Source organism: Ruegeria sp. CH6, from assembly GCF_056537005.1.
Map to the genome: position 1 here is coordinate 87,676 of NZ_JBQFQS010000006.1, position 16,827 is coordinate 104,502.

General features: G+C 55.3%; 16 protein-coding genes. 12 read left to right on the forward strand and 4 right to left on the reverse strand.

Going from position 1 to position 16,827, the window contains the following annotated elements; all coding sequences use genetic code 11:
* Positions 1-282: 282 nt before the first annotated feature.
* A complete protein-coding gene (locus ACR0CW_RS14175; protein ID WP_480788277.1) occupies positions 283-1,794 on the forward strand; it encodes an ABC-F family ATP-binding cassette domain-containing protein in 1,512 nt (503 codons plus the stop codon).
* Positions 1,795-1,997: 203 nt separating this feature from the next.
* On the opposite strand, the gene ACR0CW_RS14180 is transcribed toward ACR0CW_RS14175, so the two are convergent.
* The 3 genes from ACR0CW_RS14180 to ACR0CW_RS14190 form a co-directional block, all read right to left on the reverse strand.
* Positions 1,998-3,146, reverse strand: coding sequence for an adenylate/guanylate cyclase domain-containing protein (locus ACR0CW_RS14180; protein ID WP_480788278.1), 1,149 nt, complete (start codon positions 3,144-3,146; stop codon positions 1,998-2,000).
* Between the two features lie 465 nt (positions 3,147-3,611).
* Positions 3,612-4,709, reverse strand: coding sequence for a Gfo/Idh/MocA family protein (locus ACR0CW_RS14185; protein WP_480788279.1), 1,098 nt, complete (start codon positions 4,707-4,709; stop codon positions 3,612-3,614).
* 12 nt (positions 4,710-4,721) lie between these two features.
* Complete coding sequence (locus ACR0CW_RS14190; RefSeq protein WP_155149392.1) at positions 4,722-5,432, reverse strand: GntR family transcriptional regulator; 711 nt, start codon at positions 5,430-5,432, stop codon at positions 4,722-4,724.
* Positions 5,433-5,538: 106 nt separating this feature from the next.
* Here ACR0CW_RS14190 and ACR0CW_RS14195 point away from each other — a divergent pair, with 106 nt between their 5' ends.
* The 6 genes from ACR0CW_RS14195 to ACR0CW_RS14220 are packed head-to-tail and all read left to right on the forward strand — an operon-like array spanning position 5,539 to position 11,116.
* Positions 5,539-6,693, forward strand: a complete 1,155-nt coding sequence (locus ACR0CW_RS14195; protein ID WP_480788280.1) for an LLM class flavin-dependent oxidoreductase — start codon at positions 5,539-5,541, stop codon at positions 6,691-6,693.
* The gene (locus ACR0CW_RS14200; protein ID WP_480788281.1) at positions 6,693-7,583 is read left to right on the forward strand and encodes an aldo/keto reductase; all 891 of its coding nucleotides are present in this window, start codon (positions 6,693-6,695) and stop codon (positions 7,581-7,583) included. Before ACR0CW_RS14195 ends, ACR0CW_RS14200 begins: the two co-directional genes overlap by 1 nt.
* A complete protein-coding gene (locus tag ACR0CW_RS14205; RefSeq protein WP_480742472.1) occupies positions 7,583-8,098 on the forward strand; it encodes a flavin reductase family protein in 516 nt (171 codons plus the stop codon). Before ACR0CW_RS14200 ends, ACR0CW_RS14205 begins: the two co-directional genes overlap by 1 nt.
* 53 nt (positions 8,099-8,151) lie before the next feature.
* A complete protein-coding gene (locus ACR0CW_RS14210) occupies positions 8,152-8,739 on the forward strand; it encodes a TRAP transporter small permease (protein ID WP_480788282.1) in 588 nt (195 codons plus the stop codon).
* The gene (locus ACR0CW_RS14215; protein WP_155149384.1) at positions 8,740-10,029 is read left to right on the forward strand and encodes a TRAP transporter large permease; all 1,290 of its coding nucleotides are present in this window, start codon (positions 8,740-8,742) and stop codon (positions 10,027-10,029) included.
* Between the two features lie 25 nt (positions 10,030-10,054).
* Positions 10,055-11,116, forward strand: a complete 1,062-nt coding sequence (locus ACR0CW_RS14220) for a TRAP transporter substrate-binding protein (RefSeq protein WP_480788283.1) — start codon at positions 10,055-10,057, stop codon at positions 11,114-11,116.
* Between the two features lie 34 nt (positions 11,117-11,150).
* Here the strand turns inward: ACR0CW_RS14220 and ACR0CW_RS14225 are convergent, their stop codons facing one another.
* Positions 11,151-11,621 carry a tetratricopeptide repeat protein gene (locus ACR0CW_RS14225; RefSeq protein WP_480788284.1) on the reverse strand — a complete coding sequence of 157 codons (471 nt, stop codon included), beginning with the start codon at positions 11,619-11,621 and terminating at the stop codon, positions 11,151-11,153.
* Positions 11,622-11,654: 33 nt separating this feature from the next.
* On the opposite strand from ACR0CW_RS14225, the gene ACR0CW_RS14230 reads away from it, so the two are divergent.
* The 5 genes from ACR0CW_RS14230 (at position 11,655) to ACR0CW_RS14250 (ending at position 16,820) form a co-directional block, all read left to right on the forward strand.
* A complete protein-coding gene (locus ACR0CW_RS14230; protein WP_480788285.1) occupies positions 11,655-12,908 on the forward strand; it encodes a cytochrome-c peroxidase in 1,254 nt (417 codons plus the stop codon).
* Between the two features lie 432 nt (positions 12,909-13,340).
* Entirely contained in the window at positions 13,341-13,538 is a 198-nt protein-coding gene (locus ACR0CW_RS14235; protein WP_480788286.1) for a hypothetical protein, read from the forward strand.
* Between the two features lie 28 nt (positions 13,539-13,566).
* The gene (locus ACR0CW_RS14240; protein WP_480788287.1) at positions 13,567-14,901 is read left to right on the forward strand and encodes a ferredoxin reductase family protein; all 1,335 of its coding nucleotides are present in this window, start codon (positions 13,567-13,569) and stop codon (positions 14,899-14,901) included.
* Positions 14,882-15,559 (forward strand): winged helix-turn-helix domain-containing protein, encoded by a 678-nt coding sequence (locus tag ACR0CW_RS14245; protein WP_480788288.1) that lies wholly within the window; start codon positions 14,882-14,884, stop codon positions 15,557-15,559. Before ACR0CW_RS14240 ends, ACR0CW_RS14245 begins: the two co-directional genes overlap by 20 nt.
* A 37-nt stretch (positions 15,560-15,596) precedes the next feature.
* Positions 15,597-16,820, forward strand: a complete 1,224-nt coding sequence (locus ACR0CW_RS14250) for a sensor histidine kinase (RefSeq protein ID WP_480788289.1) — start codon at positions 15,597-15,599, stop codon at positions 16,818-16,820.
* The last annotated feature ends 7 nt before the right edge of the window (positions 16,821-16,827 follow it).

Genomic DNA, 16,827 nt, shown 5'->3' on the forward strand with positions numbered 1-16,827 from the left:
GGCAGCAGCAGGTTCTCTGCTGCTGACCTACAAAAATGTAACTAGGGTGTGCTTTCCGCAGCGAGGCACTTGCTGAGATGGACATTGTTTTCTAAGGTCTGCGAACACAGTCACAATCTACAACGGGAGGGCACAAGCTGAACATGCGTATCATCCGCCGACTTCAGCATGGTCCCCGTTTCGCCCTGTAAATACGTTTGCAGGGCGGGTCCGAGAAACAACATTTCAATCGGTCTGCCCAAAGCCGCATCGCGGCACCTCCTAGTATGAGCAGAGACTCCGATGACTGTTATGAATATCAACGCATTAAGCGTAATCCGTGGTGATCTTCTTTTTGATAATCTGAACCTGGCAATTTCCAAAGGTGATCGCATTGGATTGGTTGCCGCTAATGGCCGCGGCAAGACAACACTTTTGGAATGTATGACCGGCCAAAACGAACCGACGACCGGACAAATCATCCGAGCGCGCGGTTTGCGAGTTGGATATGTGACCCAATACGTTCCAGATCATGCCTTTGCCAAAACGCTCTACAATTGGGTGTTGGACGCCCTTCCTACCGAGCAGGCGGAATATGAAAGCTGGCGGGTGGATGTGGTGCTTGATGACCTGAGTGTTCCGTACGAGTTACAGCATAGCCCACTCAATGATTTGAGCGGTGGTTGGCAAAGGACTGCACTGTTGGCCGCTGCCTGGATTCAGGAACCAGATATTCTATTGCTGGATGAGCCAACCAACCATTTGGATCTGCGTCGCATTGGACTGCTCCAAAACTGGTTGTCCGGGTTGCGGCGCGATGTAGCGGTTGTTGTGTCATCGCATGATCGAGCATTTCTTGATGCGACGACTAACCGAACACTGTTTTTGCGCAAGGAGCGATCACACGCTTTTCCGCTCCCGTTTTCGGCAGCACGCACAGCGCTTGATGAAGCAGACGCCGCTGACCAACGGCGGTTTGCCAATGATTTGAACAAGGCGCAGCAGTTGCGCAAACAGGCGGCAAAGCTCAAGAACATCGGTATTAATTCCGGGTCCGACCTTTTGGTCACGAAGACCAAACAGCTAAATGATCGGGCGGCGCAGATTGAGGCGAGTGCCAAACCCGCCCACCGGGAACACAGCGCAGGTGGTATCAAACTGGCCAACAGTGGAACTCATGCCAAAGCTCTGGTCACTTTGGATGACGCACGGGTTGAAACCCCAGACGGTCGGCTGCTGTACAAGACCGGGCGGAAATGGATTTTGCCCGGAGACCGCATCGTACTTTTGGGGGCGAATGGCACCGGGAAAACCCGATTGATTGAGATGGTACAAGATGCACTTTCTGGAAGCGGAGGAGCGGTCAGTTGTGCTCCCTCGGTTGTGCCAGCGTATTCTGATCAACATCTGAGCCAACTTTCGGATAGCGAGACGCCGATGACGGCTGTGGCGGGGCAGTTTGACATAGGTGACCAACGCGCACGCGGCGTACTGGCGGGTGCGGGCGTGAAGATCCAGATGCAAGATACCCGGATCGGAGCGCTGTCCGGCGGACAAAAGGCGCGTTTGGCGATGCTGATATTAAGGCTGAAAAATCCGAATTTCTACTTACTCGATGAGCCGACGAACCATCTTGATATCGAGGGACAAGAGGCTCTTGAGGATGAATTGATTACACATAATGCATCCTGTCTGCTTGTTAGTCACGATCGCAGTTTCTTGCGCAGTGTCGGCAATCGGTTTTGGCAGATCACAGGAAAGGGGCTGGAAGAAACGGACAGCCCAGAGCCGTTTCTGACGAAAGAGATGGGCTGATCGTGTATCCGGTGCTCCAGTAAATCTCTGAAGGTTAGCCATCGTGAAGCGGGCATTGATGTCTTTGCTGCGAAAGCTCATTTGTCCGCTTCACCGCCCAAGGCGAACCACACAAATATTGCCCGGTTTCTGCACTATGTGACGGCTATGTAAGCGAGACGCCAAAATCAGACCAACGGCAGCTCCGGGCTTAAAGATCTTGCTCAGGCTTTGAATATCTCGATCTCATCACGCAAACCGCGGACGGAATGGTATCCGACCGACTTCACGTTATGCGCCAGGTGTTTTGCGACGCTCTTTGTTATCAGCATCTCTTCGTCCAGAGTCTTGCACAGTTCCTGAACGCGACTGGCCACGTTTACTGCCTGACCGACGACGGTGAAATCCAATCGGTCGGGGCTGCCGATGTTGCCGAAGGTCACTTGTCCAAAATCAATACCGATTACAAATTCTATGGCTTCCCGACCTTGCTCTGAGGCTTTGTCGTTAAAACCGCGCAGATTTGCCAAAGCTTGATGAGCCGCTTGAACAGCAGACCTGCAAGAGGCTTGAACGTCGTCAGAATTAAATACTGCAAGTATGCCATCCCCCATGAATTTGAGAACATCGCCGTCTGCATCCTGAATGGGCGATACCACCATCTCGAAATACTCACCCATCATGCTCAGCAAATCGGTTACGGACCAGGTTGAGGCTTTCTCGGTAAAGCCACGGAGGTCTGCGAACAGTATCGCTGCGGAAACCGTCTTGTGTTCGCCTCGTTTTATATGTCCCTGACCGACTTCTTCTGCGGGGCCGCGACCCAGATAGGTTTGAAGAAGACTCATCTGAGAATGGCGCATTGCGATGGGTTCCAAAGCAGCGGCAAGAGCGTAGCGCGTGTCTTCAATGTATCTGATGTGCTTGTCCGAAAACCCAGTTTTCGCATTCGAGGTGAAACTGGTGCCCTGAACCGATCCATTGCCATGTTCCAGTGGGATGGCCAGAAAGTCTGTGGCACCGGCTTGGGTAAGCTCGGAATAAACAGGGTGTTCAGCCGCGAGATCGAGATCAATCAGGCGTTTGCGCAGAGGACGCCGCTGAGTGACGACATACTCAAAAGGACTGCCGTGCCAAGCGCTGGTCGACAGAACTGTGGTCGGCACGGTGTAGCGGTGGGTTTCCTCGGGCGTCCAGATGATCCCCCATGCGCTCAGCAGTGGGTTGGAGTAATTCTGAGCAATCCGTGCACGGCTCAACGGTACGCCAAGCTTCTCTAGGCCTTCGCAATAACTTTTGACGATTTTTACCTCGTCGCCAAGCAATCGACCTTTGGAAATCAACCAATGGTTCAGGTGATCAATCTCGGACACGGTTCTCTCGCAATGTGTTGGCGCACAGACAATCTATACACCGTTGGCAGTGAAAGCACCTATGCTGGCCCGAAGGGTGCGATGTTGAAAAGGCAGGCCCTCGCTGACCACTGCGCTGCGCCGATGGTAGCGAACAAGCTATCCCGATCACTGAGGTTTGTTTTGCGCTTCCAAATAGTACAATTACTGCTGCATGTGCAGAAATGGTATTGTCGCGATACTGCCATAAAAGCAGCCGCTCGTGTTTGCCGCAGCGATCTTGCTCAATCCAAACCACTGACCGCAGACTTATTGCAATAAGTCGACGGGGTGAGATTTCCCGACGAACTTTGCCCAAAGAACTGACTGAACTCAAACGTTGACCACCGCGTCAGCAGTCTAAGCACGAGTTCCGTATGAGATCAGCTCTGACAAAAAATGTCTGGGGCAATCGTGATTTAAGAAAGCCTCGGGCTCCAATTCCAATCAATCGTTCAGATATACCGTTTCACCGGTATCTATCGCCTGTTGCGCAGCTTGCCCCATTCTAACGGCCCAGAGACCGTCTTCTAAATTCACGTCCGGCTTGGCCTTTTCGCCACGAAGCAAAGCCAGAAAGCCCTCATGCTGATAATAGGTTGACCCGTTGTGATCCCCGGCTGCCAGCAGGCCGGGCTCCACTGGAACGTCCACTGACACAGGCCCTTTTGGATTGCGTGGACTAACGATTACCTTTGGTGTTGGTGCGTCTCCCAGGTGATCCGGCCAGAAGCGTCCGGGTCCGGGTACAAGCGCTTCGATTTTGGCGTCCGGCCCAACAGCCGATATTTCTTCTTGATAGCGAGATCCTTCTGCGAACATGCAAAGTTCCAGCATCGCGCGTGTACCCGAAGCAAACTCGGCAATAACATAGCCGTGGTCGAGAATGTCCGGAGTTTCGCCGTCGTAACTCTCGTCCAGATGGTTGACGGCCTGCCCCCCGCTAGCGGTGATACGCACCGGGTCAGATTTCAATATCAAGCGCATGAGATCGAAGAAGTGGCAGCATTTTTCAACAAAAGTGCCACCGGTATTGCGGTTGAATCGATTCCAGTGCCCGACCTTTTCAAGAAATGGAAAACGATGTTCGCGGATTGATAGCATCTTTACACCACCCGTCGCCTCAGCCTTTTCGATCAGAGCTGCAATGGGAGGCATATACCGGTATTCCATTGCAACCCAGATCGGGCACGGGTAATCGTGCTGTACCTGCTCCAGCCGATCCAAATCCCTTGAATCTGTAAACAGAGGTTTCTCTACCAGCAACGGCAGCGGGCGCGTGTTAGCAACTTCGCAGATCTGATCCACATGCAGATGGTTCGGGCTGGCAATGACGATACAATCGAGTTCTTTAACCGTCAGAAGCTCCTGCACCGAACCTACCATGATTGCGGTCGGCGCAATCTTCGCTGCCGCAGCGGCCATCTCTGGATCAGGTTCAAATATTGCCGTTACACGAGTACCTTCCAGCAAGTCGATATTGTGAAGGTGCTCTTGCCCCATCATGCCGCATCCAATCAGCCCGTAATTGATGGTCCGGGTCATGCGTGCTTCCTTTTACTTTAGACGTTGGACGTAGTTGGCCCGATCCGGATCGAACCATGTTTTCGAGAACTCAACGGGTTCGGCGCTTTCCGACCAGCTGAAACGTTCGATATAGCCGGCTGCGTCGCCCGCCTGTTTAGTGAAATTGGGCGGCGTCCAATCCGGTAATGGTTGGACTGAAACCCTGTCTTCGGCCCTTGCGATCCAAAACCCCAATTGGCGCTGATAGTAGCGGTAGAGAGAGTCGGAAAGCAGGCTCCGGTCGATCAATCCCGCTGATTCGTCGAGCCAGATTTCCTCGACCGCAATAATTGTATCATTCAGGTAGCGCATCCGGCGCACCCTTGAGCCTGCATCAGAAGCTCCGAAACTTGGCAGATCGGCCGGCTTCTTCAAATGATCAACCGACAGAATATCCGCTCGCGGCAGTCCACCCCCTTCAGGTAACTCAAGCCTGAACATCGCGTAGACGCTGTCCTGTGTTCCGGTCTCGCGAATATAGTTGCCCGAACCTTGAATACGCTCCAGCATCCCTTTTTTTTCCAGCTCAGCGAGCGATTTTCGCAACGTCCCAACCGAGACTTTCAACTCCGCTGCCATCTCACGCTCAGGCGACAATCGTTCACCATCAATCAGGCGGCCCGCTGCGATATCGCGGATCAGCAGTTCTGCGATCTGGATGTAAACCGGCAGTGCGTTCGGATTTCTGTCGGATGCGTTCATGTGGGGCGCTTCACTCGGTCGCAGGAAAAATTGATACACTATTGATCTACATCAAAGCGATTGCTACGCAAGAGGAAAAGCGAAACCGACGTGGAGAGCGACTCAGATGACCATCGTCCCAATCACATCGCCCGATCTGGAAGCGGTTGAGGTGTCTTGGTTCGCGGCGCTGTGTTCAGATGATTATCAGTTTCTGGGTGTGCCTGATGGTGACCTGCGGTCGAGCTGGGAGCATTGTTCCGGCATCGTGAGAGAGGCCGAGGCGCAAGGATTTCGCAATATCCTGTGCCCGTCTTCGTATCAGGTTGGTCAGGACACGCTGAGCTTTGTGGCGGGATGTGCGCCAATCACTGAAAAGATCAACCTGCTAGCCGCTGTGCGTTGTGGCGAGATGCAGCCGATCATGCTGGCCCGCACCATCGCTACGCTGGATCACATGCTGAAGGGCAGGCTAACCGTCAACATCATCTCGTCTGATTTCCCTGGTGAGAAAGCCGACAGTGCGTTCCGCTACCAGCGTTCGCGCGAAGTGGTCGAGATTCTGAAACAGGCGTGGACACAGGATGAGATCAACCATGCTGGTGAGGTCTACAACTTTTCGGGTCTGACGACCGATCCGGCGAAACCCTATCAGACTGGCGGCCCGCTACTTTATTTCGGGGGCTATTCTCCGTCCGCTTTGGACCTGTGCGGCGAACATTGCGACGTTTACCTGATGTGGCCCGAGACCAAGGATCAACTGGCTGAGCGGATGAAGGCCGTTCACGCGGTGGCCGAGAACTACAACCGGACGCTGGATTACGGACTGCGCGTGCACATGATCGTTCGCGATACTGAGGCCGAAGCTCAGGAATACGCGGATTACATCGTTTCCAAACTGGATGATGAATACGGTCGCGCCATCCGCGAACGCGCTTTGGACGCGACCTCTCTGGGCGTCGCGCATCAGGCGAAGAACCGGGATCTGGCAGACGAGTATGGCTATGTCGAACCTGGTTTGTGGACAGGCGTTGGTCGTGCGCGCTCGGGCTGTGGTGCCGCGCTGGTCGGGTCGACCGATCAGGTTATGTCCAAGATCGAAGAGTATCAGAAGATGGGCATCCGAGCCTTCATCTTCTCGGGCTACCCGCACCTGGACGAAGCAAAACATTTCGGCGCCCGAGTGATGCCCAATCTGAAAACCTGCTCGCTGCCCGAAGCTTATGGGCGCGTGCCTGCAACCACCCCAGCCACTCCACTGGGCAACGGAGTTCGCCGCTGATGCAACGTGTGAAACTGTCTGACACGCTGGAAATGAGCCGCCTTGTTTATGGCATGTGGCGCCTGGGCGACGACAGCGATACCTCGGCAGCCCATGTCGAGGCAAAGATCCAGGCCTGTCTGGATCAGGGTATCACCACCTTCGATCAGGCCGATATCTACGGCGACTACAATGCCGAGGCCGTTTTGGGTGCTGCCCTGCGCGAAAATCCTGCACTGCGCCAGAAGATGGAGATTGTCACCAAATGCGATATCGTGGCGCCTTGCGGGCGGTATTCGCATGCAAAGGTTAAGTACTACGACACGTCACGGGCGCATATCCTGAAGTCGGTCGATACCTCTCTGACCGGAATGGCGATCGACCATATCGATCTGCTACTGATCCACCGCCCTGATCCGTTCATGGACCACCATGAAACGGGTGCGACATTGGACGAGGTCGTCGCCAGTGGCAAGGTCGGCGCGGTTGGCGTGTCCAATTTCCGTCCTTGGGATTGGTCCCTGCTGCAATCGGCCATGAAAACGCAGCTGGTCACGAACCAGATCGAGATTTCGCTGGGTGAGATTAGCCCTTTCACCAATGGCGACCTAGCCTTTCACCAACAACATGGCCATCCGTTGATGGCGTGGTCCCCATTGGGCGGCGGTTTGCTGATGGCCGGAAATCCGCCGGTCGGTGTCGTTGCGGATGAGATTGCGGAGGAATTCGGCGTCGATCGAGCCGCTGTTGCGATTGCCTTTCTGCTTGCCCATCCGGCCAACATTCTGCCGGTTCTGGGTACAAACAATCTGAACCGGATCACACGCGCCTCGGACGCGCTCAAAGTCAAACTGGACCGTGAAAGCTGGTATCGTCTGTATGAGGCGGCGCTGGGACATGAGGTGCCATGATGAATGCAATCTCACGCGACATGACCCACACATTCGTGCCGCACAAGGACGACACTCGAACCCTGCGCGATGCCTTTGGCCGTTTTGCCACCGGCGTCACCGTCGTGACCTGCGACAGCGAAGATGGGCCGATCTGTATCACCGCCAACAGTTTCTCGTCCCTGTCGCTCGATCCGCCGTTGGTCATGTGGGCCGGTGACCGCAATTCGCGCCGGTTTCGTTATTTCCACACGGCACGCCATTTCAGCGTGCATGTTCTGTCAGCCCAACAGGCCGAGCTGTGTTTTGGTTGCTCAAAGGACGCTCATGCACTGCGCAAGATCGAACATGACCGCTGTGAAAACGGCACCCCTTTACTGCCGGGCAGCCTTGCCCGGTTCGAATGCGAGCAGCACGCTTATCACGATGCAGGCGATCACGTGATCGTGGTGGGCAAAGTGCTGAAGGTCAGCATGGCGGATGGAGACGCGCTGACCTTTTATGCCGGAAAGCTCGGCCAATTTGCGCATCACTAAGCGCAATATGACGACTGCGGGGCCAACTCGCGGCTGACAATGGGAGGATCCGCATGGGCGGATTGACGTCGGTGCTGGCACCGATTGCATTCGTAAACGAAACCGTGCTGCGATTGGGCCGCGCGGTTGGCGTTGTTGCGATTGTGCTCATGGTGATCGCAATCCTGATTCAGGTTTTCTTCCGATACGTGCTTAGCAACGCTTTGCCCTGGCCGGATGAGGCCGCGCGGTTCTGCATGCTATGGATGACCGGTTTGATGGCGCCGACCGCGTTTCGGCGCGGCGGGTTTGTGGCCATAGATATGCTGGGACGTCTGCTGCCTCGCACCATTGGTCAGCTGCTAAACTTGTTCCTGTTCGCCATCTCGTTGGCTGTGTTGTTGGTTGCAGTGAAAATCGGCTGGTCCGAAGTCACTGGCTTTGGTGGAAAGTTCGCAACTGCTGCTTTGTACCTGCCGACATCTTTCAGTTTTGACGAATGGTTCCGCATTCCGCGCAGTTGGATGATGGCGTCGCTGCTTGTTGGGATCGTATTGCTGATCTCGGTGAATATCGAACTCATACTGCGGTCCTTCATCACGCTTATTGGCGGTGGTCACCTGTTGCCGGAAATCCCGGATGCCGCGGTGGGGGCCGAATAAATGCTGATCTGGTTCCTGCCCACTTTCCTTGTTTTCCTGCTGATCGGCCTGCCGGTCTTTTTCGCTCTGCTGGCCGCGCCCGGCATTCTGCTTTGGCTCAACGGTCAGACGAATGACATCACGCTGCTTTATCGCAATGTCTACAATGGCATGGACAGTTTTCCACTGATGGCGATCCCTTTCTTCATGCTGGCCGGAGAGCTGATGAATCGCGGCGGCATCACTATCCGTCTGGTCGAGTTTTCACAGGCTTTGATGGGGCATTTGCGCGGTGGGCTTGCGCATGTGAATGTACTGAGCTCAATTTTGTTCGCGGGCCTTTCGGGGTCTGCCGTGGCGGACACTTCGGCGCTTGGGTCGATGCTGATCCCGGCAATGGAGAAACAGGGCTATACCCGCAAATTCGCGGCGGCGATTACAGCGGCGAGTTCCGTGATCGGGCCGATCATTCCGCCTTCGGGCATCATGATCATCTATGCCTACGTAATGGGCGAAAGCGTGGCTGCTTTGTTCCTTGCTGGTATCGTCCCCGGAGTGATGGTTGGCGTCGGCCTGATGCTGATGATCAAGGTCATGGCCGACCGTTATGATTTCCCGGTCGCCAGCCGCAAATACACCTGGCCCGAGCGTCGTCAGGCCAGCCTCAAGGCGTTCTTTCCGCTAATGACCCCAGTCATCATTCTGGGCGGAATTCTAGGCGGTATCTTCACTCCGACCGAAGCCGCCGCCGTTGCCGTGGGGTATGCCTTCATCATTGGCTTCTTTGTTCTGCGCACCCTGAGTCTGAAAGAAGTGCCCGAGGTTCTCAGCAATGCGGGCATGACCTCGGCCGTCGTGCTGTTGCTGGTTGGTGCAGCGATGGCGTTCAAGACTGTGGTCAGCCTCAGCCACGCGCCGGAACAACTCGCCTCGTTGATCCTCAGCCTGTCGGAGAATCCGCTGATCCTGCTGTTCCTGATCAACCTGCTGCTGTTCATCGTCGGCATGTTCCTGGATGCAGGCCCTGCGATCATCATTCTTGGTCCGATCCTGGGCCCTATCTTTACGAGCCTCGGCGTCGACCCAATCCATTTCGCCATTATCATGAGCGTCAATCTGACCGTCGGTCTGGCCACACCGCCGATGGGGCTGGTGCTGTTCGTGGCCGCCGCCGTATCGCGCGAACGGGTCGAAACCATTGCCAAGGCAATCCTGCCGTTTCTGGCCGTCGAAATCATCGTGATCTTTTTGATCACCTATATTCCCGAACTATCCATGACGATCCCGAGAATAACGGGATTTGCAAACTGAACTGAGTATCACAGGGAGGAAACGCATGCTCAGAGAATTCTTCAGAACCGCAGCGGTGACGACGTCGCTGCTGGCTGCATCCGCCATCACGGCGACAGCGGCTGATTACACTTTGCGCGCTACGGCCAATTCGAATGAAAACGACGAAGATTATGACGGCCTGATCGTCTTCAAAAATTACGTCGAAGCGGCCTCGAACGGTGCGATCGAAGTCGAGTTGTTCATCGGCACGCAACTGTGTTCGAACGGCGCGGAATGCCTGCAAGGTGTGGCTGATGGCACTATCGACATCTACATCTCTACCTCTGGCGGCGCTTCGGGCATCTTCCCTTACGTTCAAGTCCTCGACCTGCCCTACTTGATGGCCGATGACCGTGTGGCCGAGCGTGTTTTGTCTGGCGATTTCACGCGCACAATGCGCGACATGGCGTTGGAGGATTCCGGCGGTGCGATCCGCCTGATGACCATCGGCAACACGGGCGGCTGGCGCAATTTCGCGAACACACAACGCCGCATTGCCGAACCCGCCGACATGGAAGGATTGAAGATCCGCACCGTGGTCGCCGACCTGCCGCAGGAACTGGTCAAGGCTCTTGGCGCGTCACCGACCCCGATCCCGTGGCCTGAGCTGTTCACCAGCTTCCAGACCGGCGTTGTTGAAGGGTCCAAGAACGGCATCACTGACATCATGGGCATGAAGTTCCCGGATGCGGGCCTGCAATACGTCACACTGGACGGCCACGCCTATATGGGTGCGCTGTGGTGGATGAATAACGCCAAGTTCCAAGAGATGCCCGAGGATCTGCGCCGCGTGGTCGTCGACGGTTTCTATGCGCTGCAGCAGGCCACTTTTGCCTCGCCCAAGCGCAAGTCGATCCAGGCTTATGAAGATTTCGTCGCGGGCGGTGGTGACCTCTACGTCCCGACACCCGATCAGAAAGCCGCGTTCAAAGATGCGGCTACACCTGTTTACGAATGGTTCCAGTCCAACGTGGCTCGCGGTGATGAGATTTTTGCCGCGCTGACCGAAGCCGTTTCGATTGCGGAAGGCGAGATCAATGCGTCGCGCGATGCGGACCTGAACTAATCAATTGTGGGTCGGGCCTTGTGGCCCGGCCCTTTCACCGAAACGGGTACATCCACCCTTTGTAGTCGTTGACCAGAACATGCGCCCTTTCAATCTGCTCCGGCGACATTTTCTTGACCACTTCCTCAAGGCTGATCGCCGCGTCGGGATCGCCGCCAATGGCGCTGAGCGTGTACCACATGTAAGCCCGCACCAAATCAGGCGCGGGCATGCCAAGGCCCAGTTCATAATACCAGCCGACGCCGGATTGCGCCCCGGGATGCCCCTTCATCGAGGCACGCAGATACCACTCAAACGCTCTTTCATAGTCCTGCTCAACTCCAAGTCCGAGACCGTACATTACGCCGATCAGTTCCTCGGCCTCAGCGTTGCCCGAGCGCGCTGCTGGCAACAGTTCCTCACGCGCGGCTCCAAACTCACCGGCCTCCATCATGTCACGGGCCTGTTCCAGATCGGCCAGCGCCGGGGTCGCAAGAAGACAAAGGGCAAAAACAAACTGGCGCATGGGGTAGCTGCTCTCTTCTGGGCCGGGACGGCAATGGCACAGGAGTTGCCACGACCGCTGACAGATGACGATTTCCTGTCCTTTGATATGGAACAGGCCGCCATCGGTCATCAACTGTTTTACGACCCGATCCTGTCGGGCAATCAGAACATATCTTGCGCACATTGCCACCATCCGGATTTAGGCACTTCGGATGGGTTATCGCTGGGGATTGGAGAAGGTGGGGAAGGTCTGGGGCCTGACCGCACACCGGGAACCGGCCCTGATAAAATCCGCAAACGCATACCCCGCAATTCTTCGGGTTTGTGGAACCTTGGAGCCAAAGACATCCATACAATTTTCCATGACGGTCGCCTCAGTATCTCAGATGTTTACGGCAATGGCTTTAATTCCCCTGCACAGGAATGGTTGCCCGACGGGCTGAACTCCCTACTAGCTGCTCAGGCTTTGTTTCCACTGACTTCGCAGTTCGAAATGGCAGGCAACGTTGCCGAAAACCAAGTGACAGGGGCTGTGCATGATCGCATCGACAAAGGTTGGCCGATTTTGGCGAAACGCGTCCGTACCAGCCCGTACTACGGTCCTGCGATGGTTGCTGCCTTTGATGAAGTTGAGACTGCCGAAGAAATCACCATTACCCAGATCGCAAACGCGCTGGCAGCCTTCATGGCAATCGAATGGCGCAGCACGGATAGTCCGTTCGATCAATATCTGGCTGGTAACACCAAAGCCCTGACGGCTGCCCAGAAAAGTGGCATGGATCTGTTTTATGGAAAGGCTCAATGCTCCTCTTGCCATTCCGGCCCGTTGTTGACGGATCAGAGATTTCACGCCTTGGGCGTGCCACCTTTCGGTCCGGGTCGAACCCGGCAATGGGATCCGTATGCCCGTGATGTCGGACGCATGGGTGAAAGCGATCGTCTGGAAGATGCCTATAGGTTCCGCACGCCTATGCTGCGCAACGTGGCCCTGACCGCACCTTACGGTCACAATGGTGCCTTTCCCGATTTGGAAAGCATCATTCGCCATCACTTAGATCCTCACTCAAGCCTAGAGAATTGGAAACCTCAAATGGCCGCGTTGCCAAGCGTTCCATGGTTAGAGAAAGCTGATTTTTTGGTTTGGGAAGACCGTTTCGAGATGGATCGTCAGATCAGTAAGATCGACATTGATCCGATCCAACTTACAGAGCCGGAAGTTCAAAACCTAATTTCTTTCATGCACTCCTTGACGGGGTTCAGCGTGAATTCACCGAAATTTGGTGTACCCAAGGGGTTTGTTCCTTAACCCTCCCGCACATCCCTAGTGCCGTTGGACAAAACTGATTTGCACCAGCAGCATTGTGATACAAATTCGAATGGCGGCGTTGGGCCGTTCGCGATTTGCTGCAGTTGCAATGCTCAGACCATCGATGAAAGTCCGCTCAAGGCTCGAAGTATCAGTCAAAGCGCACTGCAGAGAACGGCGGCTTTGCACCCAAAGCAACCGACAGAGCAAAGTACACAAACGTCTACAATTCGTCGGTCTGTTTACACGCCTAATGTTGCTCGATCCCGATTGTACGGAAGGGGAAATGGTCAGCATACTATGAACGGCATCGGAGTTGCTTTACAGGGCCAGCCGTTCAGGCAGAGCAATTCTTACAAAACTGTATATCAGCGGTGAGTTGGATTTAAGGCTCAAACATCACTTCCTTTCAGATAGACGAAAGGACAAGATATGAGTTCCCTAATAGCCTTCTACCCCAGAGTTTTCAGCATTCTCAGTGCGATGTTCCTCGTCCCATTCGTTGTACTCTTCGGGCTGATGATGTCGGTCTTTGCACTTGGGCTATTTCTGATTTCGGTTGGGGCTTTGTTGGCGATTGGCAAGCAGGTCGAAGACGCAAACCTCAAAGTGCTTCAACCTTCTAACTGAATATCCAAAAATCAAAGCGGTATTCCCAATGTCCCCAATAACTCTGATCCTTGCTGCCACGTTCGTATTGGCGCACTTTGTTCTTGTTGGCCCATTTGTGCCATTCGCCAGTTTTTTTCCTGCCAGTCTCGGAGCGTTATCGATGAGTTCAATGGCCCTGTCGCTAATTTTGGCGGCGCGGTGGCGGGTCGTTGATCGCGTTATGGGCGGGCCGGACAAATCGTATGGTGCACATAGATGGCTGGGTTTCTTTGCCCTGGCTGGTGCGCTCGGGCATTGGGCGACAGCAGAGACCTTTGGTTCAGGGGTGGTGCCACTATTGGCGGAAAGTGGTGAAAGCGTGGGTTGGTATGCTGCGATGGGTTTGCTTCTGCTGACGTGCGCTGCGATGGTGCGGGCGATCCCCTATCACTTGTGGAAGGTCAGCCATATGTTGATGGGACTGGTTTTTCTGTTGGCAGCGTATCACACGTTCTTTGTTGCGAGCCCTCTTGCGGTCGGTGTTGCACCCTGGACGTTGATGGCTGTGGTCTCGGCTGTTGGCTTGCTTGCCTGGGGCCAAACCCTGTTACGCAAGTTTGAGTTGACGCGACTAGTGACCGTCGAAAACGCAACTCCCTTTGAGGGTGGTGTGGATGTAACGTTTCGCGCTGACAACCCGCTGCCCGCGTTTCGGCCCGGACAGTTCGCAACGATCGCCCACAATAGGGCTCGCGCCGAACCTCACCCCTTCACAATTGCTGGCGGCGACGAAACCTCACGCCGTTTCGTGATCCGCGCTGCCGGGGACTGGACCGATGAGTTCGTCAACACCGTCACCGCAGGCGACCAATTCCGTCTCGGGCGCGGTGTTGGGCGTTTTCTGCCGCAGGTTCGAGCGAAGCGTACAGAACAGCTTTGGGTCGCGGGCGGGGTTGGAATTACGCCATTTCTGGCGGCGTTGGAGCGCATGGAGCCTGACAGCAGCGCTCGAGTGAGCCTGATTTACTGCATTAGATCCAGAGAGTCGGCCGGAGCAATGGCTGACGTCGAACATCACGCTGCCCGACTGCCGCAAGTTGACCTCTATGTCCTCAGCGATATCGAAGGGGATAAGCTGACACCAGCGCTTCTGACGCAGATCATGCGCGACATGCAGGCAGAGTCACAGGTCTATCTATGCGGCCCAGAAGGACTGAAATTGATGGTCACGACCGCGTGGGAGATGCTCGGCAAAACCGGCCGCGTCCACAGCGAGCGCTTTGACTTCAGAGGTGCCTACGGATTGACGGATCTCATATACATCGGCAGACCTGCTCTTGAGGCGGCGCGAAACTGGATGGCCGGACGAAGGGAGATGACCGATGCGGCTTCTGGTACTTGAAGATGATCCTAAGCTTGGCCCTTGGGTGGAACAGGGACTGCGCGAGGCGGGCCATGTGGTCGATCTGTTCACGGATGGCAAGGATGCGCTCTTTGCCGCGATAGATCAGAGCTATGACGTATTGGTACTGGATCGTATGGTGCCCGGTTTGGATGGTTTGTCCGTCCTCAAGGCATTGCGGCACGCCAAAGTGACTGCGCCAGCTATATTTCTGACGGCGTTGAGCGAAGTGGACGATCGGGTCGAGGGTCTGCGGGCCGGGGGCGAAGACTACTTGGCCAAACCGTTCGCCTTCAGTGAACTTCTGGCACGGGTCGAGGGCCTAGGTCGGCGCCCCGGTGCCTCTGAAGAGACCGCTTCCGAGCTCACTGCCGGGGATATTACTATCGACCTGCACAAACGCACCTGTGTGCGTCAGGGTATGCCGGTGGACCTGAACCCCAAGGAGTTCCTGTTGCTTGAGGTATTCTTGCGCTCAAATGGCCGCGTACAGACGCGTACCATGTTGCTTGAAAAAGTATGGGACATGAATTTTGATCCCACGACGAGCGTTGTCGAAACCCATATCAGCCGCTTGCGTGGAAAGATCGAAAAGCCTTTTGGCGACACGGTAATCCGCAACATTCGCGGCACAGGTTATGTTTTTGAACAGGTTTAGCTCTTTGTTTCGCCTGTCGGCGATACGGCAGGCTCTGGTGTTGCTGACACTTTTTTCGATGATCTCAATCGCTGCGTGGGGGGGAACCTACTGGCTGGTTCAACGCGAAATGGGGCGGACGGTGGACGCAAGGCTAAGCAATCGGATGGAGATTGCGGTCACGGCCTTGGCAGCCGGCGAAGCCTTACCCACTCCTGATGATGGCGAAAGCGCTCGTTTGATAGAGGATACTGAGCGCCTCGGATTCTGGACAGACCCAGAACAGGGTGCCGAAACGCGCTATCTTCAGCGCCAAACCCCTCAAGGCGTGATCTTGTTGGGTGAAAACACTGAGCGGCAAGAAGAACTTCGTCATATTCTGGCGGCAGGGATGCAGATCAGCCTTTTGGGCAGTCTTCTTGCCGCTGGCTTGGCAGCCGTATGGATGGCGTTGCGGGCGCAAAAGCGATTGAACATCATCACTGGTGGTTTGGCGGACGTTGCCCGTGGGCAGTTGGACAAACGCATTGTTCTGGAGGGGAACGATGACCTTAGTCTAGTCGCAGGTCGCATCAACTCGACGACTGCACGGCTTGAGCAGGCAATGGCGGACATGCGCGTGCAGTCCTCAAACATTGCGCATGACCTGCGTACGCCGTTGGCAAGACTGCGGGCAGAGATCGAGACCTCTTTGAGCAAACTGGTCGAGAATGGCCGCCCCGTCACAGAACGCGATCTTGGGGAAGCATTGGATCAGATTGACCAGATTACGGGGACGTTTGAGGCTTTGCTTCGATTATCCCGCATCGAAAGTGGAGCAGGGCGCGCAGATTTTAAACCGGTCTCTTTGGATGAGCTGTTTGATCGGGTGCTGGAGACGTTCAACCCTGTTGTTGAGGAAGCTGGCCATGAACTCGTGGTCGAAAAAGCGGCACCTGCGCAGGTGCATGGTGATCCGGATCTACTGATGCAGCTTTTGGCCAACTTGATCCAAAACGCGCTCCGTTATGGACCCGCAGGTCAGAAGATCATCTTGCGGTGCCATCAAGCTCTGCTCTCGGTTAGCGACGAAGGGCCCGGAATTCCCTTTGCAGAACGTGAACGTGTTCTCCAACCGCTCTATCAATTGGAAGCGGACCGTCAGGGCGAAGGGCTCGGTCTGGGCTTGTCCCTGGTTCAAGCCATTGCGGAGCTTCATGAGGCGGAACTGTCGTTGTCGGACGGACCAAATGGTCACGGTCTGACCGTCACGATCCGTTTTCCAGCTCAAGCAACATTGTAAGTTTCGA

Coding starts and splice junctions, on each gene's coding strand:
- ACR0CW_RS14175 (WP_480788277.1), top strand. CDS start 283: ATGACTGTTATGAATATCAACGCATTAAGCGTAATCCGTGGTGATCTT.
- ACR0CW_RS14185 (WP_480788279.1), bottom strand. CDS start 4,709: ATGACCCGGACCATCAATTACGGGCTGATTGGATGCGGCATGATGGGG.
- ACR0CW_RS14190 (WP_155149392.1), bottom strand. CDS start 5,432: ATGAACGCATCCGACAGAAATCCGAACGCACTGCCGGTTTACATCCAG.
- ACR0CW_RS14195 (WP_480788280.1), top strand. CDS start 5,539: ATGACCATCGTCCCAATCACATCGCCCGATCTGGAAGCGGTTGAGGTG.
- ACR0CW_RS14200 (WP_480788281.1), top strand. CDS start 6,693: ATGCAACGTGTGAAACTGTCTGACACGCTGGAAATGAGCCGCCTTGTT.
- ACR0CW_RS14205 (WP_480742472.1), top strand. CDS start 7,583: ATGAATGCAATCTCACGCGACATGACCCACACATTCGTGCCGCACAAG.
- ACR0CW_RS14210 (WP_480788282.1), top strand. CDS start 8,152: ATGGGCGGATTGACGTCGGTGCTGGCACCGATTGCATTCGTAAACGAA.
- ACR0CW_RS14215 (WP_155149384.1), top strand. CDS start 8,740: ATGCTGATCTGGTTCCTGCCCACTTTCCTTGTTTTCCTGCTGATCGGC.
- ACR0CW_RS14220 (WP_480788283.1), top strand. CDS start 10,055: ATGCTCAGAGAATTCTTCAGAACCGCAGCGGTGACGACGTCGCTGCTG.
- ACR0CW_RS14225 (WP_480788284.1), bottom strand. CDS start 11,621: ATGCGCCAGTTTGTTTTTGCCCTTTGTCTTCTTGCGACCCCGGCGCTG.
- ACR0CW_RS14230 (WP_480788285.1), top strand. CDS start 11,655: ATGGCACAGGAGTTGCCACGACCGCTGACAGATGACGATTTCCTGTCC.
- ACR0CW_RS14235 (WP_480788286.1), top strand. CDS start 13,341: ATGAGTTCCCTAATAGCCTTCTACCCCAGAGTTTTCAGCATTCTCAGT.
- ACR0CW_RS14240 (WP_480788287.1), top strand. CDS start 13,567: ATGTCCCCAATAACTCTGATCCTTGCTGCCACGTTCGTATTGGCGCAC.
- ACR0CW_RS14245 (WP_480788288.1), top strand. CDS start 14,882: ATGCGGCTTCTGGTACTTGAAGATGATCCTAAGCTTGGCCCTTGGGTG.